Source organism: Winogradskyella sp. PC D3.3 (assembly GCF_054366245.1).
Window position 1 is genome coordinate 1,758,031 of the sequence record NZ_CM135962.1, and the last position, 22,772, is coordinate 1,780,802.

A 22,772-nucleotide genomic window follows, 5' to 3' on the forward strand; every position below is an offset into this window, starting at 1 on the left:
TACGTCTTATTTAATCAATACGCTTTTGTATTTAGGTAAGTTTTTAAGCACAATACCAGTACCTCTTACTACGGCTCTTAATGGGTCTTCTGCAATATAAACAGGTAAGTCTGTTTTTTGAGATAAACGTTTGTCAAGACCTCTTAACATTGATCCACCACCAGCTAAATAAATTCCGGTATTGTAAATGTCTGCTGCTAATTCTGGAGGGGTTTGTGATAACGTTTCCATTACAGAATCTTCAATACGTAAAATAGATTTGTCTAAAGCTTTTGCAATTTCACGAAATGATATTTGAACTTGTTTAGGTTTTCCTGTTAACAAATCACGACCTTGAACACTCATGTCTTCTGGTGGCAATTCTAAATCTTCAGTAGCTGCACCAATCTGAATTTTAATTTTTTCAGCAGTTCTATCTCCAACATATAAGTTATGTTGCGTTCTCATGTAATAAATGATATCGTTTGTAAATACGTCACCTGCAACTTTTACAGATTTGTCACAAACAATACCTCCAAGAGCAATTACTGCGATTTCGGTAGTACCACCACCGATATCAACAATCATGTTTCCTTTTGGTTGCATAATATCTACACCAATACCAATGGCAGCTGCCATTGGTTCGTGTATTAAATAAACTTCTTTACCATTTACGCGCTCACAAGATTCTTTTACCGCTCGCATTTCTACTTCTGTAATTCCAGAAGGAATACAAACGACCATTCGTAATGCTGGGTTAAAAAATTTCTTCTTTAATGCAGGGATGTTTTTAATAAACATGCTAATCATTTGCTCCGAAGCATCAAAATCTGCAATTACACCATCTTTCAATGGACGAATTGTTTTAATGTTTTCGTGCGTTTTTCCTTGCATCATGTTGGCTTCTTTACCAACGGCTATTATTTTTCCGCTAATGCGGTCTCTTGCTACTATCGAAGGATTATCAACAACAACCTTGTCGTTGTGGATGATCAGTGTATTTGCGGTTCCTAAATCTATGGCTATTTCTTCCGTTAAGAAATCAAAAAATCCCATGTGCTGTTATAAATTATTTGGGTTATTCTCGTCTACTAATTAAGACTATCTGTAAATGTAGTAAATAATACGATATTTATACGATATTCGACGTTTATTGATAGATTTTTTTTGTTTTTTATGACGCTTTTATAAATGCTGTCTTCAGCGTGAGGGTTTTATAAAAAAATAGAGCCTAGAAATAAGATAGTTATGCGTCTTAGTTCTAGGCTCAATATACTTACTAAATTAATAATTTTTAGTGTTTAAAATGGCGTGTGCCTGTAAAAACCATCGCAACGTTATTTTCGTTACAATAGTTAATACTTAACTCATCTTTTATAGAGCCACCTGGTTGAATCACAGCAGTGATACCAGCATTATCTGCAATCTCTACGCAATCTGGGAATGGAAAAAAAGCATCACTAGCCATAACCGCTCCTTTTAAATCGAAATTAAAAGATTGTGCTTTGTGTATTGCTTGGTTTAGGGCATCAACTCTACTTGTTTGTCCGGTTCCACTAGCGCACAATTGTTTGTTTTTAACAAGAACAATCGTATTCGATTTGGTGTGCTTACAAATTTTTGAAGCAAATATTAAATCGTCTAATTCATTTGACGTTGCCGTTGTAGTTGTAACGGCTTTTAAACCTTCAAGTGTATCTGTAACATTATTTCTATCCTGAACTAAAACACCATTCAAACAACTTCTTACGTTGGTTTGTGGCATCTCTATATCTTTTAATATTAAAAGGATTCTGTTTTTCTTACCTTTTAGGATTTCTAGAGCTTCAGCGGAATAAGAAGGAGCAATAACGACTTCACAGAATAGTTTGTGAATTTCTTCAGCAGTAGCGACATCTATTTCAGAATTACTGATTAAGACACCTCCAAACGCAGAGACAGGGTCTCCTGCTAAGGCATCAACATAGGCTTGGTGCAAAGTGTCACGTTGCGCTAAACCACAGGCGTTGTTATGTTTTAAAACAGCAAATGTCGGAGCGTCATTTTTAAATTCGAGCATTAAATTTACGGCAGCATCGACGTCTAAAAGATTATTATAGCTTAATTCTTTACCGTGAAGTTTTGTGAAAATTTCATCAAAATCACCAAAAAAGAATCCTTTTTGATGTGGGTTCTCGCCATATCGTAAAACTTTACCTTTGTTTTCGGAAATTTTTAAAGACGGAATTTCATGATTTTTGTTGAAGTAATTAAAAATTGCAGCATCGTAATGAGACGATACATTAAATGCTTTTGCAGCAAATTGTTTTCTATCCGCTTCAGAAGTTTCTCCATTTTTAGTTTCAAGTAACTCTAAAAATTCAGCATAGTCATCTACAGAAGACACGCAAGTGACATCAGCATAATTTTTAGCAGCGGCTCTAATTAAAGAAATACCTCCAATGTCAATTTTCTCAATAATATCCTGATTACTTGCTCCAGAAGCTACCGTTTTTTCGAAAGGGTAGAGATCTACAATAACGACATCAATCTGTGGAATGTCAAATTCTTTTAATTCAGCAATATCACCTTCGTGATTTTGACGATTTAAAATACCTCCAAATACTTTAGGGTGGAGTGTCTTAACACGTCCTCCTAATATGGAAGGGTAAGAGGTGATATCTTCGACTGGTACGACGTTGATACCTAAATCTTTGATAAATTTTTCAGTGCCTCCTGTAGAATAAATGGTCACATTGAGATCGTTTAATTTTTTAACGATAGGTGCTAATCCATCTTTACTAAATACCGAAATTAGTGCCGATGAAATGGTTTTGTTGTTCATAATGTTGTGTTGTGTTTTAGATGCTGCAAAAGTAAACATATTCAAAAAGAAAAGCTTGGTGCAAAAACGAGTTTCTTTAAGTTTTTTGTAACAATATATTGTTGAAAACGTCCTATCTTTAAAATGTTTTAAAACACCCCTTGCATGCTAGTCTATTTTCGTTTACTAAAAGAGAGTTTTTCGTTTGCTATAAATGCACTTCGAAACAATAAACTCAGAACATTTTTGTCGCTTTTAGGTGTAACTGTTGGTATCTTCTCTATTATTGCTGTGCTTGCCGCTGTGGATTCTTTAGATAAAACGATAACCTCTCAATTAAGTTCCTTAGATAGTAATACCATGTATGTAGCAAATATGTCTTTTGGACCAACAGATGTACCACGTTGGCAAAGAGAAACGTTTGAAGAACTCTCTTATAACGAATATAAAAGTTTAAAATCTAATTTGTCTGAGGCAGAATATGTGGCTTTGCAACTATTTGTAAAGCGTGAAAATATTAGATACGAATCAGAATTAGTAAGTAGTGTAAATACGGTTGTTGTTTCGCATGAATTTATAGATATTCAGGCTATGGAATTTGAAAAAGGTCGTTTTTATAACGAATCTGAATCTAATTCTGGGAGTGCTGTTGTTGTTATTGGTTCCGAAATTGCAAAATCTCTTTTTGGTGAGTTAGAGCCTATTGGGAAAAAAGTTCGGCTTTACGGTCAGAAATTCACGGTTATTGGTGTTGTGAAAAAAGAAGGCTCCGGCATATTTGGAGATAGTAACGATGTTTCCATCTTTCTTCCAGCAAACTATGTGCGAAATCGCTATGGTGATAATAATCCGTTTATGAAATATATTGTGATTATAAAACCTAAAAAAGATGCGGATATAGAAGGTTTAAAAGCAGAAGTTACTCAAATTCTTCGAAATAAAAGAGGTCTAAAACCAGACGAAATAGATACATTTTTTATTAGTGTTATTTCTGGTTTTCAAGATGCTATTGATGAAATTTTAGGCTATATGAATTTAATAGGTTGGATAATAAGTGGCTTCTCACTTTTAGTTGGTGGTTTTGGAATTGCTAATATTATGTTTGTGAGTGTTAAAGAGCGTACTAATCTTATTGGAATTCAGAAATCTCTAGGTGCGAAGAATAAGTTTATACTATTTCAATTTTTATTTGAAGCTGTTATTTTAGCTGTTGTAGGTGGATTGGTAGGTTTATTTTTGGTGTGGATTGGCACTATAATAGGAAGTAGCCTTACGGAAGATTTTGAATTTGTATTGTCACCTTATAATATGGCTCTTGGATTCTTTATTTCTTCGGTAATTGGTTTAATATCAGGAGTGATTCCTGCGCTAACGGCATCAAAACTAGATCCTGTGGAAGCTATACGAACAGGAATGTGATATCGGTTAACAGTCTTGTTTAGTTAGTGTATTCTAATCCGTAAGACCTTGTGTTTTTTTATTTTCCCGTTTAGAATTTAAAAGGACAATTTTATTTTAATAAAGTAGCCACCTCTTTACAAACAAACTCCAAAAAGCGTTCATCAGCTTCTGTAAATGGATCAGGAGTACTAGAATCGATATCTATTTGACCAATGTTTTCGCCGTGGACAAAAATGGGAATTACAATTTCAGCTTTAACTGTCATACTACAAGCGATATAATTATCTTGAGCAGCCACATCTGGTACAACAAAATTTTGATTGCTTATAGCAACCTGTCCGCAAATGCCTTTACCAAATGGAATTATAATATGATCTGTTGGCTCTCCAACGTAAGGCCCTAATTTCAATTCGTCTTTATCTCCGTTTTTAAAGTAGAACCCTACCCAATTATAATAACTTATATTTGCTTCAAGAAGTTCGCAAATCTTCAATAAACGTTGGTCTACAGTAAGATTGTTCTCTGTAACGATAGATTTTATTTCGGGCTTTAAGTCATGTAAATTCATAGGTGTAAAAAACTTTTTGCAAAAGTATCTAAAATACACTGTTTTAAAACGCGGTTTTTATAAATTTAACAACAAACTAACATTAGTAATTTTTTTGAAGACACTTTTTATAAAATATAAATCTGTTATTCGTTTTATCGTTACCTTTTTAGCAGTGTATGGTATTTTAACTATTGGCTATAATGTGTATTTAAATGTGTCTGATGGTTCTAAGTTTTATCCAGATTATTTAACCCATTTAGTGGCAGAGCAGACCAGTTCAATATTAAATAGTTTAGGGTATATAGCTAAGGTTGTCCCTCATCCTAGCGAACCTTCAATGAAAATACTTATCAATGGAAAGTATGTGGCAAGAGTTATTGAAGGATGTAATGCTTTAAGTGTGGTTATTTTATTTTTGTCTTTTATTGTGGCTTTTGCAGGTAAATTTAAAACAACATTGTTATATGGTTTAGCTGGTAGTATAATTATTTATGCCTTTAATTTAATTCGGATTGTAATTTTATCAGTAGGATTATATCATTACCCTTGGAGAAGAGAGGTATTACATACGGTTATTTTTCCAATGTTAATTTATGGTACTGTTTTTATACTTTGGATGGTTTGGGTGAATCGTTTTTCTAAAAATAAGACATCCAATGCATAAAATAGTTACTTATATATTGGTCGGAATACTATTGGTGCTACTAGTACTAATTAGAGCTTATGAAAGCGTTCTGTTTTACGATCCGTATTTAACGTTTTTTGAAAATGACTATTTATATATGGATAGTCCTAGGCGAGAAATTTTAAAACTTGTTTTATTTACATCGTTACGGTTTTTATTAAATACTGTAATTTCATTAGGAATTTTATATCTTATTTTTAAGGATAAAAGTATTGTCAAGTTTTCGGTAATAATCTTTGCTGTGGCCTATGTTTTATTGCTCATTCCTTTTTTGTATTTCGTCATAAATCCAAATCAAGAAGATTACTATTTGTTTTTTAATATTAGACGTTTTTTAATTCAACCAATAGGCTTAATTCTGCTTTTACCAGCGTTCTATTATTATAAACTAAATCGTTAATTGTTTTTTAAAACGATGTCGTCAATTTAATAATTTTGTAGTTTTGCATTGTGAAAATTTCATATTTACATAAAATCTTTTCTGTAGCACTATCATTATTGGTTTTGTTTTCTACACTGTCATTAAGTATAGAGAAGCATTTTTGTGGAGATGTTTTAGTTGATGTGGCTATTTTTTCCGAAAGTAAAACATGCGGTATGGAAGTTTCGGAAATGAAACAGACAGACGATGTTACAAAAGACTGTTGTAAAAATGAAGTTGATGTTATTGAAGGAATTTCTGATTTAACTATTAATTCAGTTGAAGATTTTGATTTTATTCATCAACAGGTCTTATTTGCTTATAGCTATTCCTACATCAATCTTTTTGAAGGTTTACCAAGCTTGGTTATTCCTTATAGTAATTACTTACCTCCAACATTAGTAAAAGATATTCATCGCTTAGATGAAGTTTACCTTATTTGATTCAGATATAACTCTTAACGAAATAGGAAGCACATCAAGGTGTGTAGTTAGTTGTACCTGAAATTCAAAAAAAATGAAAAAATATTTATTTATAAAATTTATGTTCTTGTCGCTAATATTGTCTGCGCAAGATCAATTAAAAGGAGTTGTTTTAGAAACCAGCAGCGGAAAAGAAATGCCATTACCTGGTGCCAATGTGTATTGGTTAGGCTCATCAATTGGAGCAATTACAAATGAAGATGGGGTATTTGTGTTACCTTATAAATTTTCTTATAATGAGTTAGTAATTAGTTATGTTGGTTTTAAGTCGGATACGATTACAATAAAAGAAAATCAATATATAACGCATATCTTACAGGCTAGTGATGAGTTGGATGCTGTGGAAATTACATCGCGTAAACAAGCTACTCGAAAATCGTATTTGCAAGCCTCTAATACTTTTACCGTTACTAGTGCCGAATTGTTAAAAGCGGCCTGCTGTAACTTGGCGGAAAGTTTTGAAACCAATCCGTCAATAGACGTGAATTTTGCAGATGCGATTTCTGGGACAAAACAGATAAAAATGTTGGGGTTGAATTCTCCTTATATTTTAATAGCAACAGAAAATATTCCTGCTATAAGAGGTGCATCTCAGGCTTATGGTTTGAGTTTTATTCCAGGCACTTGGGTAGAAAGTATTCAGATTACTAAAGGAACAGGTAGTGTGGTTAATGGATTTGAAAGCATTGCAGGTCAGATTAATGCCGAATTGGTAAAACCTTCTACAGATGATAAATTATTTGTAAACCTTTACGGGGCCTCTAGTGAGCGTTTAGAGCTAAATACTCACATTAATACTATAGTTTCAGATAAGTGGAGTACAGGCTTGTATGTGCATGGAAATACACATCAGGAAAAGCATGATGTTAATGATGATGGATTTTTAGATATGCCTTTGTATAATCAGATTAATGTTATGAATCGTTGGCAATACACCAATGCAGAAAAAGGAGTAGTGAGCTTTATTAATTTGAGATATCTTAATGATGAAAAACAGGCAGGACAAGTCGATTTTGAGCCAAAACGTGATAAAGGTACTACGAATTTTTGGGGAAGTGAGATTGATACAGAGCGTTTTGAAGTTACTACAAAATTAGGTTATGTAAATCCAGAAATCCCATATCAAAGTATTGGGTTTCAAACGGCCTTTAGTCATCATCAACAAGAATCATACTTTGGGTTAAATCAGTATGATATTAAGCACAATAGTTTTTATTCGAACTTAATATATAATTCTATTATTTCAGATTCGAGACATAAAGTAAAAACAGGATTAAGCTTTACATACGATCATTATAATGAGCTTGTAAACAGTACAAATTACAAGCGTACAGAGAATTCTGTTGGTGGTTTTTTTGAATATGCTTTTGATAATTTAGATAAACTATCATTAACAGCCGGAGTACGAGTAGACCAGCACAATAGACTAGGATTTTTTGTAACACCGCGCTTGCATGTACGTTATACACCTTGGGAGAAATCTGCATTACGCGCCTCAATAGGGAGAGGGAAACGTAGTGCTAATATTTTTGCAGAAAACCAGAATATGTTTTCAAGCTCAAGACAGATTAATATTTTAAATTCAAATGGCAAAATCTACGGATTAGATCCTGAAATTGCATGGAATTATGGCATTAGCTACCTACAAGGGTTTAATTTATTTAATAGAAAAGCCGATGTAACTTTTGATTTTTATAGAACCGATTTTCAGAATCAAGTGGTTGTGGATTGGGAAAATCCTTATGAAGTCAATTTTTATAATTTAGAAGGAGATAGCTATGCAAATAGTTTTCAGTTTGAATTTAATTATAATGCTTTTGAACATTTTGATGTACGAATGGCTTATAAGTATTACGACATTAAAACGGATTATAATTCTGGTAAATTAGAAAAACCTTTAGTGCCAAAGCATCGTTTATTTGCAAATGCATCGTATGAAACTGTTATTAAAGAAAGTGGGGCACAGTGGAAGTTTGATGCCACCTATAATTGGTTAAGTGCTCAGCGTTTTCCTAGTACAGATTTAAGTCCTTCTCAATTTCAATTGGCCGATAAAACACCAACAGTTGGCACCTTAAATCTACAAGTTACTAAAGTGTTTTCTCCGAAATTTGAAGTATATTTAGGAGGAGAAAACGTAACAAATGTGCGACAAGATAACCCCGTAGTTAGCGCAGATAATCCATTTGGTTCAAATTTTGATAGTAATTTTGTGTATGGTCCAATTTATGGTAGTATGTATTATGCCGGCCTACGTTTTAGAATAAAATAACCAAACGATTATAACAACAAGTAAATCAATCAAATTAAAGTTAAATAAATTAATTCCTTTTTTACAGGAATTATAAAAATTAGAAATTATGAAAAAACTAATCACAGTTATTATGGTATGCATGGGAATGTTTGCTTTCTCACAAAATAAAAACGCCAAAGCAAACATTGAGGTCGATGGTGTTTGTGGTATGTGTAAAGAACGTATAGAAAAAGCAGCTATTAGAACCAAAGGGGTAAAGTCTGCAGTTTGGAGCATTGATACACATGAATTAAAATTAATTTATGATGAACGTAAAACAGATGTAAAAACCATTTCTAAAAGTGTAGCTGCTGTTGGACATGATACTAAAGAAATTAAAGCAACAGATGAGCAGTACCATTCTGTGCATGCTTGTTGTCTTTATCGTGATGAAGATGTTAAGAAAGACCATGGGAATGAAAAGCAAGATGGAAAATAGAAAAAAAAGCCTGAATTTAGATTCAGGCTTTTTTTATGGTTATATAATTCATAGGAAATCTATGAGTCTTTAATTTACCTTTACAGACCATTAATCCAAAGCCGCATCAATTTCTGCAATTAGCACATCGCAACTTTTAATTCCGAGATTTGTGGCCTCTTTTTTATCATCAAAAGTCGTTAATAAAGCTCTGACAATATTTTTCAATTTAATTTCGTCTAAAAATGGACCTTTACCTTGTGGTATAAGGTCGTAATCGGCATAATTTACTAGGTAGTGGCCTAAATAATCTTTTATTAAGCTAGTATGTCTTACATAGACATCTGCCATTTCATCGTCATTAGAATAGTGTTGCTGAATCGTTGTTTTGAGCTTAAAATTTTCAATTAATTTTAAGTTACCTGAATTTATTAACGTTTTGTAGGTGATGCTTTTTGGACTAAAATTTTCATATTTAACGATGTCAAAAATATTATACATCAATTGCATATCTTGTTCCGTATTAGAATTTAACACGGGGATAATCTTTGAGCAAGACGCTAATTTTTTTATCAATAGCTTCCATATTTTTTTGAAGTTGAACTTTATCTGCTTCAACATCACTTTTTAGATTTGTGAGGTATTGAATTTTTAAGTTATTGTCTTTTACCTTGTCAGCACACTTGTTCATGCTAAAAGCAATGGTTATACCCATAATAACGATAATAATTTCTCTTAAGGTGTACTTCCAAGTCGTTTTAGCCATCATTATTTTTGATTAGATGTTTAAAGCCAATGAAATAATTCAAAATAAAAGCCCTAGATGAAAATCTAGGGCTTTTAAGCTTTGTTATATATACTCACTAATAATGATTTATAGTAGTGAGTTTTTTACTTGTCCGAATTATGGACTACATCATGCCAGGCATACCGCCTCCACCCATTGGTGGCATAGCAGGCGTATCTTCTTTAATGTCTACTAAAGCACACTCGGTCGTTAAAATCATGCCCGCTACAGAAGCTGCATTTTCTAAAGCGATACGTGTTACTTTCTTAGGATCAATAATACCAGCTTTAAGCATGTCTACGTAAGTTTCAGTTTTAGCATCGTAACCAAAATCTTTCTTACCTTCTAATACTTTATTGATAACAACAGAGCCTTCTCCACCAGCATTTTCTACAATTGTACGTAAAGGCGCTTCAATAGCTCTATTTACGATTTGTACACCGGTTGTTTCGTCTAAATTATCTGTTGTGATTTGTTCTAAAACTATTTTAGCTCTCACTAAAGCAACTCCACCACCGGCAACGATACCTTCTTCAACTGCCGCTCTCGTTGCATGTAAAGCATCATCAACACGATCTTTCTTTTCTTTCATTTCTACTTCAGAAGCAGCTCCAACGTAAAGTACAGCAACACCTCCTGCTAATTTAGCTAAACGTTCTTGAAGTTTTTCTTTGTCATAATCAGAAGTTGTTGTTTCGATTTGAGCTTTTATTTGGTTAACACGAGCTTTAATGTCTTCTGCTTTACCTTCTCCATTAACAATTGTTGTATTGTCTTTGTCAATAGTTACTGTTTCAGCAGTACCAAGCATAGTAAGATCCGCGTTCTCTAAAGAGAAACCTCTTTCTTCAGAAATAACAACACCACCTGTTAAGATTGCGATGTCTTCTAACATTGCTTTACGTCTGTCACCAAATCCAGGAGCTTTTACTGCAGCAATTTTTAATCCACCACGTAATTTATTTACAACTAAAGTAGCTAAGGCTTGTCCGTCAACATCTTCAGCGATAATTAATAACGGGCGACCAGATTGAGCAACTGGTTCTAGTATTGGAAGAATTTCTTGTAAGTTAGAAATTTTCTTATCAAATAATAAGATGTATGGATTTTCTAAATCGGCAATCATTTTATCAGCATCGGTAACGAAGTAAGGTGATAAATACCCTCTGTCAAACTGCATACCTTCAACAACGTCTACATACGTTTCCATACCTTTAGCTTCCTCAACAGTGATCACACCTTCTTTTCCAACTTTTCCGAAGGCTTTAGCGATTAATTCACCTATAGTATCATCGTTGTTAGCTGAAATTGCAGCGACTTGTTTAATTTTATCCGAATCGCTACCTACTTTTTGAGACTGCTTGTCTAAATCTTTCACGATTGCTTCAACAGCTTTGTCAATACCGCGTTTTAAATCCATTGGATTTGCACCAGCAGCAACATTTTTAAGACCTTCTTTTACAATAGCTTGAGCTAAAACGGTAGCCGTTGTTGTACCATCACCAGCTAAATCATTTGTTTTAGAAGCGACTTCTTTTACCATTTGCGCTCCCATGTTTTCAAGCTCGTCTTCAAGCTCAATCTCTTTTGCAACAGAAACCCCATCTTTAGTGACCTGAGGTGCACCAAATGATTTACCAATAATTACGTTTCGACCTTTAGGGCCTAATGTTACTTTTACTGCATCTGCCAAAGCATCAACACCACGTTTAAGTCCGTCGCGTGCTTCAATATCGAATTTTATATGTTTTGCCATCTTTATTTTTTTTAACTTTTAGTTGTTAGCACGAGGCTATTACTAATAGATTTATTTATAAATTGATTTTTTATTTTTTGAAGTGTGCTAAAGGCTCAAAACCCATAGCTAAAAGCAATTTAGATAATTGCAAGGATGTCGCTTTCACGCATCATTAAATAATCTTTACCTTCAAGTTTAAGCTCAGTTCCACCATATTTCCCATAAAGTACAGTGTCACCAACTTTTACCGTTAGAGGTTCGTCTTTTGTACCATTTCCAATGGCTACAACAGTTCCTTTTTGAGGTTTTTCTTTTGCATTATCTGGAATAATAATACCTGAAGCCGTTTTCGTTTCAGCTTCCTTTGGTTCTACAAGAACACGGTCTGCTAAAGGTTTAATGTTTAAACTCATTTTGTTATATGTTTTTTTAATTATTTAATTAATTACGCTTTAGCGTATTTCGAAAATTATGCCAATAGAGAATATCTGACAAAGTTTCAGCCCTGTCTGCCGAAACTGTTGGAATAAAAAAAGCCAACTTAAAAAAGTTGGCTCAATGTCTTATGTAAAATAACGTTTGTGTTATTCGGCAGCTGTATTGTCTGTAGTTGGTGCAGGAATAGCAGGCATGTCAGTTGTTTCATCAGCATCGTAAGCTTTAGATTCTACAGCTCCACCAGAATTGATGGTTAAATTTGATGCTAAGATTAAAATAATTAATGCGGTTGCTAAAAACCATGTACTTTTATCTAGAAAATCTCCGGTTTTCTTAACGCCACCCATTTGTTGGGTGCCACCTCCACCAAAAGAAGAAGATAATCCTCCGCCTTTAGGGTTTTGTACCATAATTACTACGATAAGTAAAAAGGCAACGATTACGATTAGTACTAAAAATATTGTAAATGCACTCATTCTATATTGTATTATTATCTTTTAATTCTTTTACCAATTTTATTTGGTGTGCAAAGAAACTACTTTTTTCTGGATATTTCAAACTTAAAATTTTGTAAGATTGAATTGCCTTATCAAAGTTTTTTTGTTCTAAATAAATTCGTGCCAAAGTTTCAGTCATTAAACTGTCTGAAAGAGGGTTGTCATTGTTGACTAGTTTTGGTTTTGGGGTGTTGTTAGTGACGGGTTTTATCTTAGGGTTTTCCCTTATAAATTTATCTATAATAGCAAGTTTATCTTGTAAAGGAGGTGTGGTTTTTTCTTTATGATTTTGCGTTTCATCAATTTTTTTAGGTTCTACTGTTTTTTCTTCAGTGTTATCTTGATTGCGAATAATAGGTTTAAAACTGGTTATTTTTAACCATTCTGTAAACGAATGATTTTCAGTTTTATCAAATTCTAAAGGTTTACCAATCTTAAGTTCCTGTTCTGGCGTGATGTTTTTAACATCTACAGCAATGATTGAATCTTCAATTGTTGCAACCTTCGGTTCTAATTTAGGTTCAGCTATTGGTTTGGCTTCAAACAAACCAGGGTCTAATACGCCTTCTGTGGCTTTAATCTGTTCTTTTAAAGCATCATCTATGGTGACACTTTTATGGACTGAAATATCATCTACAGCATTAACTTCGATAGATTTGATATGTTCTATGTTTTGTTTAATCTGCTCAGATATTTCATTTTGAGTAAAGCTATCGGACGTAATATAATCAAACAATACACTTCGGTCTGTGGTGTGAGCAGCTGTTACCTTTAAAGCATTGTTGTATTTGTAACTTTCTTTCTGCTTTAAGCCTTTTAAATACAGTGCTCTTAACGGTTGAAAATAGGGATACGCTTTTATAGCAGAAGAGAGTATTTCAGTTTGAGATGCTGTTACGGCTTCCGGGTGTTGTAATAAATATGTAAGGTCTTGAAGCTGCATGTTTTTACCAATCTGCTAATGAAGCATTAAGAATATCTTGTGTTAAACGCTCTAAGATTTCATCAAACGCTGTATCTTTTATAGTACCTGTAAGTTGTTCGCTGGCACCATAATCGTAAAAGAATGAAAAGACACGTTCAAAATCTTTTTCTTCATCTTTGGTATTAATATAGCGTACTTTAACACTTATTGTTAACCTGTTTTGTGCAGCCGTGTTTTCGGCAGTAGCAGTCATAGGGGCAATACGGTATTCTGTAATTTCCCCTTCATATATTACCTCACCACCAGAAGTGACCAATTGAGCACTTGTTTGATTTACAATCAGGTATTGGAGTGCATTGGTAAATAATTGATCTAAGCCTGGTTCTACTAAATCGGCATTATTCTGAAAGAAATTTACTTGAAAGGTTTCTGGGGTTTCTGTAATTCCTGTAAACGAATAATTAACCTTACAACCGTAGCACGTAAGGCATATGGCAACGATGAGAAAATATTTTAATGAATTCATTTAATATGAGTTTGTTTTTTAGGGTTATAAGAATTTAAATATAACCAGTGTATTCTGCTACATCAAAATCTACATTAGGAAGTGATAACTAGCAATACGTTTTTATTGATGAGGTTTTTAGATCCTTAATCTGTTTTTAATAAACGATTTACAGATTAAAAATATTTCTATAGACATCATAAATTTATCCTAAAGATCAAATTGTTTGATTTTCCTATAAAGTGTACGTTCGCTGATGCCTAATTCTGCTGCTGCTAATTTGCGTTTTCCACCGTGACGTTCTAATGATTTTTTTATTAACTCAAGTTCTTTATCATGTAAAGATAACGTTTCTTCTTCTTCAATTTCTTCAGCAAAATGATATTTGTCTCCTTGTTCGGAAACAATTTCTTCTGTAGGTTCTTTGTGCTCTGCGATAGATAAAATTTCTAAATCTTCAACAGCAGCTTCAAAGGCTTCATCTTTATCTTCACCATAGATTTTCTGAATTAAATGCTCATTATCTTTTTGAACATCAGAATCGCTTCCTTTTTTCATGAGCTCCATGGTGAGCTTTTTAAGATCGTTAAGATCACTCTTCATATCAAATAAGACTTTGTATAAAATCTCACGTTCACTACTAAAATCACTTTCAGATTTAGAACTATTGACTACAGCAGGCAAATTACTACCTGTATTTGGTAAATAATTTTGAATTGTTATACCATTTATAGTCCGGTTTTGTTCTAAAACAGACACCTGTTCTGCAACATTTCTCAATTGTCTAATGTTACCATTCCATCGGTATTTGGTCAATAGATTAACGGCGTCATCGGTTAATTTAACCGTTGGCATTTTATATTTTATGGCAAAGTCACTCGCAAATTTTCGGAATAACAAGTGAATATCTTCTTTGCGCTCTCTAAGTGGAGGCAGATTGATTTCTACAGTACTGAGTCTGTAATATAAATCTTCTCTAAACTTTTCTTTTTTTATGGCTTCAAACATATTAATGTTAGTTGCTGCTACAATCCTAACATTCGTTTTTTGAACTTTACTAGATCCTACTTTTAAGAATTCACCATTTTCTAAAACACGTAATAAACGGACTTGTGTTGTTAATGGTAGTTCGCCAACTTCATCTAAAAAAATGGTCCCTTCATCAGCAACTTCAAAATATCCAGAACGTGTTGTCGTGGCACCTGTAAATGCTCCTTTTTCGTGACCGAATAATTCACTATCAATAGTGCCTTCGGGAATAGCACCACAGTTTACAGCAATGTACTTGCCGTGTTTTCGGTGCGATAACTGATGAATGATTTTTGGGATGCTCTCTTTTCCTACACCACTTTCACCAGTAACTAATACCGAAATATCAGTGGGAGACACTTGAATCGCTTTTTCTATAGCGCGATTAAGTTTAGGGTCGTTTCCTATAATCCCGAAACGTTGTTTTATGGCTTGAATAGATTCCATACCTTAATTTACATAATTGAATCTTTCATTAATTTCAAAAGACAACTCTGGCCCGAAGTCATAAGCAATATCACGACTTTTAATTCGTCCTACAGAATTGTATTCTAAATTAAAATTAAATGCTGTTCCGTTAAAGGTCGCTCCTTTCCAGTTATTCGTAGAAAGAAATTGTGCTATTTGTGGGCCAATCTCATCAGAATATTCATCTCTCAAAAATGACAAAAGGTAATTGTCTTCATAAATTACTTTTAGAGGATTTATGTTACCATCAAAGACATAGGTTGTATTGCTTTCAGTTTCAAGTGATGTTACACTGCTGCTTATATTCCCATTACTATCATAGGTTATAGTCTCTATTTGTGCAGGGAAGCCATCAATGTAAGATTCTTTAGATACAATACGATCAAAGGCATCTACGGTGAAAATTGTTGTTTCTGTAGTTCCTACTTTGGTTCTTGTGATTTGATTGCCATTATAAGTAAAGTTATAGGTGTAATCGTCGTCGTCATTTTCATAATAATCATAGGTTATTTGTGATATAACACCATTAGTGTAAGTAATCAAGGTTTCATTAGTAGTAACACCTGAAGTGTTTACTGAGATATCGCTAATAATTTGTCCTGAATTATTACGGGTTATGATTTGGTTTTCAGTTTCAAAAGCACTGCCATTAGCTGAAAGTGCGTTTGTGCCTGAAGCAATTTTATTGCCACTAATTAAAAAATCTGAATTGGTAATTGTCTCAATAGGTATTCCAAAAAACACTAGATTAATTTGTGTGTCTAACTCGTAAACAGAAAGGGTAAGGTCTGCGCTTTCGCTACCGTCATCTCCACCAGGGTTTACGCCACCTTGGGTGTAAGCAGAATCTAAAGGTTCTACATTACATGAGGTAACTAGGGTTAACGTGAATAATAGTAATGCTAATTTCTTCATTTATTTGTTTATTAATTGTTTTTTGAATAATCAATTGCTTTTCCAATGAGTGTTGCGCTTGTACAATCTGTTATAAGTACATCAACTAAATCACCTACCTTATAATGTTCTTTTGGAAAAACAGCGACTGTATTGTCTGAGGTTCTTCCAGACCATTGTTGATCAGATTTTTTAGATGCTTTTTCTATTAAAATTTCTACGGTTTTATTAAGGTGTGCGCGTGTGTTAATTTCGCTATACTTTCGTTCTAATTTAATGATTTCACTTAGTCGACGTTTCTTAATTTTTTCTGGGACATCATCTTTTAATTTACGACCAGCTAATGTTCCAGGGCGTTCAGAATACGTAAACATATAACCGAAGTTGTATTTTACATATTCCATTAACGATAAGGTGTCTTGGTGATCTTCTTCAGTTTCAGTTGGGAAACCAGCAATTAAGTCAACACTTATTGAACATTCAGGAATCAGACGCTTAATATTATCGATAATCTCAAAATATTCTTCTCGTGTGTGTAAACGATTCATCGCTTTTAAAATACGATTACTTCCACTTTGTACAGGAAGGTGAATGTGTTTACAGATATTATCGTACTTAGCCATGGTTTCAATAACATCCATGGTGAAATCTTGTGGATTTGATGTCGAAAATCGGATTCGCATTTTGGGTTGTGCTTTTGCACATAACTCTAAAAGGTTCGCAAAATTTACAGCAGTTGCTTTTTGAAGCTCAGAAGCATTGTCAAAGTCTTTCTTTAGGCCACCTCCATACCATAAATAGCTATCTACATTTTGACCTAAAAGGGTGATTTCCTTAAATCCTTTAGACCATAGATCATTGACTTCTTCTATAATACTTTGAGGGTCTCGGCTACGTTCTCGTCCTCTTGTAAAAGGAACGACACAGAAGGTGCACATGTTATCGCAACCACGAGTGATTGAGACAAAAGCAGTAATACCGTTGCTGTTTAATCGTACAGGAGAAACATCTCCATAAGTTTCTTCTTTAGATAGTATAACGTTTATGGCATCTCTACCTTCATCAACTTCGGCAAGTAAATTTGGTAAATCTTTGTAAGCATCAGGCCCTACAACTAAATCTACTATTTTTTCTTCTTCTAAGAATTTAGTTTTTAGTCGTTCTGCCATACAGCCTAGAACCCCAACTTTCATTTTTGGGTTTATGCGTTTTACGGCATTGTATTCTTGTAATCGTTTTCTAACAGTTTGTTCTGCTTTATCTCTAATAGAGCAAGTGTTTACCAAAACAAGATCTGCTTCTTCAAGAACTTGCGTGGTATTAAAACCCTGTTCCGAAAGAATGGAAGCCACAATTTCACTGTCACTAAAATTCATAGCGCAGCCATAACTTTCAATAAATAGTTTTCGTTGGTTACCTTCTTTCTTGTCTATAACCAAGGTTTCTCCTTGTTTTGTTTCGTCTATAATTTTTTCCATCAGCTGTAGTGAATACTTCAAATCGCAATAAGTATGCAAAGATAATATTATTTTAGAGATTATGACAAAGTGGCAGTTATAATGTTTGATTATATTTTTAAAATTCGTTCACCTATGGTTTTTCTTGAATTTGTGCTAAAAAAAGATTTCTTTTGACGGACTAACCAAATTTATTATAAAAAAAATGAACACTACTGAAATTCAACATCGAATTCAAAATGCTAAAGTGCTAGACTTTGGGACTATTTTTAACCTATCCATTGAACTGTTTAAAAAGGTTTGGGTACAGGGCTTAGTTACTTTGATACTAAATATTGTCTTGGCAATACCTGTTTTTTTGATTATGTATATCCCTATGTTATTGTTAGGGTTATCTAGTGTGTTTCTTGATCCTAGCCCTTATGATCCATACGATTCTTATTCGGAACCAGATCTAAGTATTATTATGGTGTTTTTTATGGTGGTGATTTATCTATTTATGATTGTAGCAATGAGTACTATTGGTTTGGGTTTAAAAGCTGCGTTCTATAGGATTTGTAAGTTTAAAGACTTAGAGGAATTAGGTAGAGAAGATTATTTTTATTTCTTTAAAAAGCCCTATTTAGGAAAAACAATTAAGATAGGGCTTGCGTTTACAGGTATTAGTGTTTTAGCTGCATTTTTGTGCTTCTTGCCCTTACTATATGTTATAGTCCCGTTATCTTTTATGGTTATTGGTTATGCTTTTAATCCTGATTTGTCGGTTTCAGAAATTGTTAAATTGGCATTTGAATTGGGGAATAAAAAATGGTTGATTTCATTTGGACTTATGTTGGTTTCAGGATTCTTGGCAATGATAGTGGGCTTTTTAATGTGTGGTTTAGGGATATATGTGACCTCTTCTTTTGGTTATTTACCTTCATACTTTATTTATAAAGAGGTTGTCGGTTTTGATGAAGAAAGCGATCAAATGCGACGTATTGAACAATTGTCAACTAATTAATATTTGCTTTTTAAATTAGTGATAATTCAAGAATTATAAAATTTTATAAACAGTAGAAGCCTTACATTTCGTAGGGCTTTTTCTATTATTTGAAGACTTTTAATCACGATAAAATGTATGGTATTTACGACCAAATTAGGATTGTATCTTAATTTTCATATACATTTGTAAACGCAAAATTTTAAGAATGTCAAAGAATCTCGTTATTGTTGAGTCCCCTGCAAAGGCTAAAACCATTGAAAAATTTTTAGGAAAAGATTATAAAGTAGAGTCCAGTTTTGGACACATTGCAGATCTGCCTTCTAAAGAATTAGGAGTAGATGTTGAAGGAGACTTTATGCCTAAATATCAGGTTTCAAAAGACAAGAAGGATGTCGTTAAAAAATTAAAAGATTTAGCAAAGAAAGCAGATATTGTTTGGCTAGCTAGTGATGAGGATCGCGAGGGAGAAGCCATTGCTTGGCACTTAGCTGAAACTTTAAAATTAGATAAAGAAAAGACGAAACGTATTGTATTCCATGAGATTACAAAAAGCGCTATTCAAAAAGCTATTCAGAATCCAAGAAGTATCGATTACAACTTAGTAGATGCGCAACAGGCAAGACGTGTTTTAGATCGTATTGTAGGTTATGAATTATCTCCAGTATTATGGAGGAAGGTTAAAGGTGGTTTATCTGCTGGTAGAGTACAGTCTGTTTCAGTACGTTTAATTGTTGAACGCGAACGCGATGTGCAGGCTTTTAAAGCTACGGCGTCTTATAGAGTAGATGCAGAATTTACCAATGAAGATGGAAATGCTTTCAAAGCAAAATTGCCTAAGAATTTTAATTCAGAAAAAGAAGCTTTAAAGTTTCTTAATGATAATATAGGAGCCACATACGAGATTGCTGATTTACAAAAGAAACCCGCTAAGAAATCTCCAGCGGCACCGTTTACAACTTCAACACTTCAGCAAGAAGCTTCACGTAAACTTGGGTTTTCTGTAAGTAGAACCATGACAAATGCTCAGCGTTTGTATGAAGCAGGTTTTATAACTTATATGAGAACAGATAGTGTTAATTTATCTGATGAAGCCAAAAAAGGAGCAGAGAACGAAATTATTTCGGCCTATGGTGCGGAATTTAGTAACCCTAAGAATTATAAAGGGAAATCTAAAGGAGCGCAAGAAGCTCACGAAGCTATTAGACCTACAGATTTTTCAAATCATACGGTTAATGCCGAACGTGATCAAGCTAGATTATATGATTTAATATGGAAACGTGCTATTGCGTCGCAAATGAGTGATGCAAAATTAGAACGTACCAATCTTAAAATTCAAATTAATTCTAAAAATAAGATTAACGAACAATTCACAGCAAACGGTGAAATCATAACTTTCGAAGGATTTTTAAAAGTCTATTTAGAAGGTACTGATGATGAAGATACTGAACAAGAAGGTATTTTACCAGATTTAAAAGTGGGTGAAATTCTTCAAAATAAATATATTACAGCAACAGAACGTTTTACAAGGCCACCGGCAAGATTTACTGAAGCGTCTTTAGTAAAACAATTAGAAGAATTAGGGATTGGTCGTCCGTCTACTTATGCACCAACGATTTCTACCATTCAAAATAGAAACTACGTAGAAAAAGGTACACATGAAGGTGATGAGAGAAGCTATAAGCAATTGGTCTTTGAAAATCAAACTATAAAAAATAATATACTTTCAGAACAAACAGGTTCTAATAAAGGGAAGTTAGTGCCTACAGATATAGGTATGATTGTTACTGACTTTTTAGTTAATCATTTTGAAAGTATTTTAGATTACAACTTTACGGCAAAAGTTGAAGATCGCTTTGATGATATTGCAGAAGGTAAGGAAGACTGGAGAGCAATGATGAAGGATTTCTACAAAGGCTTTCATCCGCAAGTTAAAGATGTGCAAGAAAATGCTGAACGCGAATCAGGTGAGCGTATTTTGGGTACAGATCCAAAAACAGGTCGCCAAGTTAGTGTGCGTTTAGGTAAGTTTGGGCCAATGGTGCAAGTAGGGACAATGGATGATGAAGATAAGCCTAAGTTTGCGAGCTTATCTCCAGACCAGCAATTGAACTCCATAACTTATGAAGAGGCTATGGATTTATTTAAGCTTCCAAAAGCATTAGGTCAATATAAAGATGAAGAGGTTGAGGTTAATAATGGACGTTTTGGACCTTATGTTAGATTTGGTGATAAATTTGTGTCATTGCCAAAAGGTGTAGATCCATTAAGTGTTGAAATGGAAGAGGCATTAATATATATTAAGGAGAAAGAAAAAGCAGATGCTCCTATATATATGTATAAGGATTTGGAAGTTACAAAAGGTAAAGGGCGTTTTGGGCCATTTATAAAATGGAACAATATGTTTATTAATGTCAATAAAAAATACGATTGGGATAATTTATCTGAAGAAGATATTGTGACGTTGATTGAAGAAAAAATTCAAAAAGAGATCGATAAGGTTATCCATAATTGGGAAGATGCAGGCATAAGAGTAGAGAAGGCGAGATGGGGAAGACACAACATTATAAAAGGCAAACAAAAAGTTGAGTTGGCCAAAACGGTGGATGTGAGTAAAATGACTTTGGAGAAAGCTCAAGAGATTCTCGAAAAAAATGCCCCTAAAAAGAAAGCTACAAAAAAGAAAGCCACTAAAAAAACGGCAACAAAGAAAACGGCCACAAAAAAGAAAACGACAACTAAAAAGAAATAATTGGATATGAATTTTAATTTCCTTACGCCTGTCTCAGATGCGGTTTTAGCTCATAATGAACTAATAGCGCAACAAGCATTAGGAAAAAAAATAAAGGTACATTCTCGTCAAAACGGTATTCCAGATTTGGAAAACGTAGATATGGCGATTATTGGGGTTCAAGAAAATCGAAATGACGTCAATTATATTGGAGCTCAAGTAAATTTTGATTCTATTCGTAAAACCTTCTATACGTTATTTCCAGGTAACTGGTATACAACATTAGCTGATCTTGGAGATATTGAGCCTGGTGAAACCGTTGAGGATACTTATTTTGCGATCCGTACGGCTATAACCGTGTTAGTGGAGAAAAACATCATTCCTATTATCTTAGGAGGAAGTCAAGATTTAACTTATGCTAATTATCGGGCCTATGATTTACTTATGCCTATGGTGAATGTGGTAAGTGTTGATAGTAATTTTGATTTAGGAGATGCTAATCTTCCTATTAAAAATAATAGTTATGTTGGTAAAGTAATTGTAGAAGAGCCTTACAATCTATTTAATTATACAACAATTGGCTATCAAACTTATTTTAACTCCCAAGAAGAAATAGATCTTATAGAAAAGTTGTACTTTGAGGCCTACCGTTTAGGTGAGATATCTGGAGACATCAGTAGGGTAGAGCCTTTAATGAGAGATGCGCACATTGTATCGGTAGATTTAAAATCTGTAAGAGCTTCTGAAGTTAGTGAAAACCAGAAGTATTCGCCTAACGGTTTTTCTGGAAAAGAAATTTGTGCCATTAGTCGATATGCAGGTATAAGTAATAAGGTATCTTCATTTGGAATTTATGAATACCAAGGTTCTAAAAATGATAATGCCACGTCAATGCTTATAGCACAAATGATATGGTATTTTATTGAAGGAGTGAATTGCAGAGTGAAAGATGACGATTTTAATAACGAAAAGACGAGCCAAAAGTATAATGTTTTGGTCGATAATGATGAATTGATTTTTTATAAGAGCCTAAAAACAGGGCGTTGGTGGATTGAAATTCCATTTTTACCAAATGTTAATAATAAATTAAAAAAGCATACGTTATTACCTTGCATGCATTCCGATTATGTGCATGCTACTCAGGGTGAAATACCAGAGCGTTGGTATAAAGCCTACAGGAAGAATAGCTTTTGAAATAACCATTCATCGATATTTAACATTTTTTTTATCGATGAAATACTTATTTTACGGGTAAAGTGTAAAAAAAAGATAAAAAAAGTTGTTTATTC

The 22,772-nt window shown here is 33.6% G+C and carries 22 protein-coding genes; 9 read left to right on the plus strand and 13 right to left on the minus strand.

Annotated elements, in window-relative coordinates; translation table 11 throughout:
* Positions 1-6 precede the first annotated feature (6 nt).
* Both ACXGSQ_RS07490 and purH read right to left on the minus strand, forming a co-directional pair.
* The gene (locus ACXGSQ_RS07490; RefSeq protein WP_092444594.1) at positions 7-1,035 is read right to left on the minus strand and encodes a rod shape-determining protein; all 1,029 of its coding nucleotides are present in this window, start codon (positions 1,033-1,035) and stop codon (positions 7-9) included.
* Positions 1,036-1,273: 238 nt separating this feature from the next.
* A complete protein-coding gene (purH, locus tag ACXGSQ_RS07495; protein ID WP_458628994.1) occupies positions 1,274-2,803 on the minus strand; it encodes a bifunctional phosphoribosylaminoimidazolecarboxamide formyltransferase/IMP cyclohydrolase in 1,530 nt (509 codons plus the stop codon).
* A gap of 144 nt (positions 2,804-2,947) precedes the next feature.
* Between purH and ACXGSQ_RS07500 the strand changes: the two genes are divergently transcribed.
* Positions 2,948-4,201, plus strand: coding sequence for an ABC transporter permease (locus tag ACXGSQ_RS07500; protein ID WP_458628995.1), 1,254 nt, complete (start codon positions 2,948-2,950; stop codon positions 4,199-4,201).
* A gap of 91 nt (positions 4,202-4,292) precedes the next feature.
* Here the strand turns inward: ACXGSQ_RS07500 and ACXGSQ_RS07505 are convergent, their stop codons facing one another.
* Entirely contained in the window at positions 4,293-4,751 is a 459-nt protein-coding gene (locus tag ACXGSQ_RS07505; RefSeq protein WP_458628996.1) for a GAF domain-containing protein, read from the minus strand.
* A gap of 94 nt (positions 4,752-4,845) precedes the next feature.
* On the opposite strand from ACXGSQ_RS07505, the gene xrtF reads away from it, so the two are divergent.
* The 5 genes from xrtF to ACXGSQ_RS07530 all read left to right on the plus strand — a co-directional run bounded on the left by xrtF (position 4,846) and on the right by ACXGSQ_RS07530 (position 9,053).
* A complete protein-coding gene (xrtF, locus tag ACXGSQ_RS07510; protein ID WP_458628997.1) occupies positions 4,846-5,397 on the plus strand; it encodes an exosortase family protein XrtF in 552 nt (183 codons plus the stop codon).
* On the plus strand, positions 5,390-5,818 hold the full coding sequence (locus ACXGSQ_RS07515) for an exosortase F system-associated membrane protein (protein ID WP_458628998.1): 429 nt from the start codon (positions 5,390-5,392) through the stop codon (positions 5,816-5,818). Before xrtF ends, ACXGSQ_RS07515 begins: the two co-directional genes overlap by 8 nt.
* A 50-nt stretch (positions 5,819-5,868) precedes the next feature.
* Positions 5,869-6,282 (plus strand): HYC_CC_PP family protein, encoded by a 414-nt coding sequence (locus tag ACXGSQ_RS07520; protein ID WP_458628999.1) that lies wholly within the window; start codon positions 5,869-5,871, stop codon positions 6,280-6,282.
* Between the two features lie 73 nt (positions 6,283-6,355).
* Positions 6,356-8,593 carry a TonB-dependent receptor gene (locus ACXGSQ_RS07525; RefSeq protein WP_458629000.1) on the plus strand — a complete coding sequence of 746 codons (2,238 nt, stop codon included), beginning with the start codon at positions 6,356-6,358 and terminating at the stop codon, positions 8,591-8,593.
* A gap of 88 nt (positions 8,594-8,681) precedes the next feature.
* Positions 8,682-9,053 (plus strand): heavy-metal-associated domain-containing protein, encoded by a 372-nt coding sequence (locus tag ACXGSQ_RS07530; RefSeq protein WP_458629001.1) that lies wholly within the window; start codon positions 8,682-8,684, stop codon positions 9,051-9,053.
* Positions 9,054-9,143: 90 nt separating this feature from the next.
* Here the strand turns inward: ACXGSQ_RS07530 and ACXGSQ_RS07535 are convergent, their stop codons facing one another.
* The 10 genes from ACXGSQ_RS07535 to miaB all read right to left on the minus strand — a co-directional run bounded on the left by ACXGSQ_RS07535 (position 9,144) and on the right by miaB (position 17,791).
* Positions 9,144-9,569, minus strand: a complete 426-nt coding sequence (locus tag ACXGSQ_RS07535; RefSeq protein ID WP_458629002.1) for a hypothetical protein — start codon at positions 9,567-9,569, stop codon at positions 9,144-9,146.
* Entirely contained in the window at positions 9,556-9,801 is a 246-nt protein-coding gene (locus tag ACXGSQ_RS07540; RefSeq protein ID WP_458629003.1) for a DUF6090 family protein, read from the minus strand. Before ACXGSQ_RS07540 ends, ACXGSQ_RS07535 begins: the two co-directional genes overlap by 14 nt.
* A 142-nt stretch (positions 9,802-9,943) precedes the next feature.
* Entirely contained in the window at positions 9,944-11,575 is a 1,632-nt protein-coding gene (gene groL, locus ACXGSQ_RS07545; protein ID WP_458629004.1) for a chaperonin GroEL, read from the minus strand.
* Between the two features lie 119 nt (positions 11,576-11,694).
* Entirely contained in the window at positions 11,695-11,970 is a 276-nt protein-coding gene (locus ACXGSQ_RS07550; protein WP_020896485.1) for a co-chaperone GroES, read from the minus strand.
* A gap of 171 nt (positions 11,971-12,141) precedes the next feature.
* Positions 12,142-12,471, minus strand: coding sequence for a preprotein translocase subunit SecG (gene secG, locus ACXGSQ_RS07555; protein WP_458629005.1), 330 nt, complete (start codon positions 12,469-12,471; stop codon positions 12,142-12,144).
* A gap of 1 nt (position 12,472) precedes the next feature.
* The gene (locus tag ACXGSQ_RS07560) at positions 12,473-13,435 is read right to left on the minus strand and encodes a hypothetical protein (protein WP_458629006.1); all 963 of its coding nucleotides are present in this window, start codon (positions 13,433-13,435) and stop codon (positions 12,473-12,475) included.
* Between the two features lie 4 nt (positions 13,436-13,439).
* Positions 13,440-13,943, minus strand: a complete 504-nt coding sequence (locus ACXGSQ_RS07565; protein ID WP_458629007.1) for an LptE family protein — start codon at positions 13,941-13,943, stop codon at positions 13,440-13,442.
* A 189-nt stretch (positions 13,944-14,132) separates the two neighbouring features.
* Positions 14,133-15,398, minus strand: coding sequence for a sigma 54-interacting transcriptional regulator (locus ACXGSQ_RS07570; RefSeq protein ID WP_458629008.1), 1,266 nt, complete (start codon positions 15,396-15,398; stop codon positions 14,133-14,135).
* Positions 15,399-15,401: 3 nt separating this feature from the next.
* On the minus strand, positions 15,402-16,334 hold the full coding sequence (locus ACXGSQ_RS07575; protein ID WP_458629009.1) for a hypothetical protein: 933 nt from the start codon (positions 16,332-16,334) through the stop codon (positions 15,402-15,404).
* An 11-nt stretch (positions 16,335-16,345) separates the two neighbouring features.
* Positions 16,346-17,791 (minus strand): tRNA (N6-isopentenyl adenosine(37)-C2)-methylthiotransferase MiaB, encoded by a 1,446-nt coding sequence (gene miaB, locus ACXGSQ_RS07580; protein ID WP_458629010.1) that lies wholly within the window; start codon positions 17,789-17,791, stop codon positions 16,346-16,348.
* 184 nt (positions 17,792-17,975) lie between these two features.
* Here miaB and ACXGSQ_RS07585 point away from each other — a divergent pair, with 184 nt between their 5' ends.
* The 3 genes from ACXGSQ_RS07585 (at position 17,976) to ACXGSQ_RS07595 (ending at position 22,677) form a co-directional block, all read left to right on the plus strand.
* Positions 17,976-18,773, plus strand: coding sequence for a hypothetical protein (locus ACXGSQ_RS07585; RefSeq protein WP_458629011.1), 798 nt, complete (start codon positions 17,976-17,978; stop codon positions 18,771-18,773).
* 187 nt (positions 18,774-18,960) lie between these two features.
* Entirely contained in the window at positions 18,961-21,504 is a 2,544-nt protein-coding gene (topA, locus tag ACXGSQ_RS07590; protein ID WP_458629012.1) for a type I DNA topoisomerase, read from the plus strand.
* 6 nt (positions 21,505-21,510) lie between these two features.
* Positions 21,511-22,677: a formimidoylglutamase gene (locus ACXGSQ_RS07595; RefSeq protein WP_458629013.1), complete on the plus strand. Its 1,167-nt coding sequence runs from the start codon at positions 21,511-21,513 to the stop codon at positions 22,675-22,677.
* The last annotated feature ends 95 nt before the right edge of the window (positions 22,678-22,772 follow it).

What these genes read in the sequence shown, in the direction of transcription:
- ACXGSQ_RS07490 (WP_092444594.1), bottom strand. Translation starts at nt 1,035, where the DNA reads ATGGGATTTTTTGATTTCTTAACGGAAGAAATAGCCATAGATTTAGGA.
- purH (WP_458628994.1), bottom strand. Translation starts at nt 2,803, where the DNA reads ATGAACAACAAAACCATTTCATCGGCACTAATTTCGGTATTTAGTAAA.
- ACXGSQ_RS07500 (WP_458628995.1), top strand. Translation starts at nt 2,948, where the DNA reads ATGCTAGTCTATTTTCGTTTACTAAAAGAGAGTTTTTCGTTTGCTATA.
- ACXGSQ_RS07505 (WP_458628996.1), bottom strand. Translation starts at nt 4,751, where the DNA reads ATGAATTTACATGACTTAAAGCCCGAAATAAAATCTATCGTTACAGAG.
- ACXGSQ_RS07515 (WP_458628998.1), top strand. Translation starts at nt 5,390, where the DNA reads ATGCATAAAATAGTTACTTATATATTGGTCGGAATACTATTGGTGCTA.
- ACXGSQ_RS07525 (WP_458629000.1), top strand. Translation starts at nt 6,356, where the DNA reads ATGAAAAAATATTTATTTATAAAATTTATGTTCTTGTCGCTAATATTG.
- ACXGSQ_RS07530 (WP_458629001.1), top strand. Translation starts at nt 8,682, where the DNA reads ATGAAAAAACTAATCACAGTTATTATGGTATGCATGGGAATGTTTGCT.
- ACXGSQ_RS07540 (WP_458629003.1), bottom strand. Translation starts at nt 9,801, where the DNA reads ATGATGGCTAAAACGACTTGGAAGTACACCTTAAGAGAAATTATTATC.
- groL (WP_458629004.1), bottom strand. Translation starts at nt 11,575, where the DNA reads ATGGCAAAACATATAAAATTCGATATTGAAGCACGCGACGGACTTAAA.
- ACXGSQ_RS07550 (WP_020896485.1), bottom strand. Translation starts at nt 11,970, where the DNA reads ATGAGTTTAAACATTAAACCTTTAGCAGACCGTGTTCTTGTAGAACCA.
- secG (WP_458629005.1), bottom strand. Translation starts at nt 12,471, where the DNA reads ATGAGTGCATTTACAATATTTTTAGTACTAATCGTAATCGTTGCCTTT.
- ACXGSQ_RS07560 (WP_458629006.1), bottom strand. Translation starts at nt 13,435, where the DNA reads ATGCAGCTTCAAGACCTTACATATTTATTACAACACCCGGAAGCCGTA.
- ACXGSQ_RS07565 (WP_458629007.1), bottom strand. Translation starts at nt 13,943, where the DNA reads ATGAATTCATTAAAATATTTTCTCATCGTTGCCATATGCCTTACGTGC.
- ACXGSQ_RS07570 (WP_458629008.1), bottom strand. Translation starts at nt 15,398, where the DNA reads ATGGAATCTATTCAAGCCATAAAACAACGTTTCGGGATTATAGGAAAC.
- ACXGSQ_RS07575 (WP_458629009.1), bottom strand. Translation starts at nt 16,334, where the DNA reads ATGAAGAAATTAGCATTACTATTATTCACGTTAACCCTAGTTACCTCA.
- miaB (WP_458629010.1), bottom strand. Translation starts at nt 17,791, where the DNA reads ATGGAAAAAATTATAGACGAAACAAAACAAGGAGAAACCTTGGTTATA.
- ACXGSQ_RS07585 (WP_458629011.1), top strand. Translation starts at nt 17,976, where the DNA reads ATGAACACTACTGAAATTCAACATCGAATTCAAAATGCTAAAGTGCTA.
- topA (WP_458629012.1), top strand. Translation starts at nt 18,961, where the DNA reads ATGTCAAAGAATCTCGTTATTGTTGAGTCCCCTGCAAAGGCTAAAACC.
- ACXGSQ_RS07595 (WP_458629013.1), top strand. Translation starts at nt 21,511, where the DNA reads ATGAATTTTAATTTCCTTACGCCTGTCTCAGATGCGGTTTTAGCTCAT.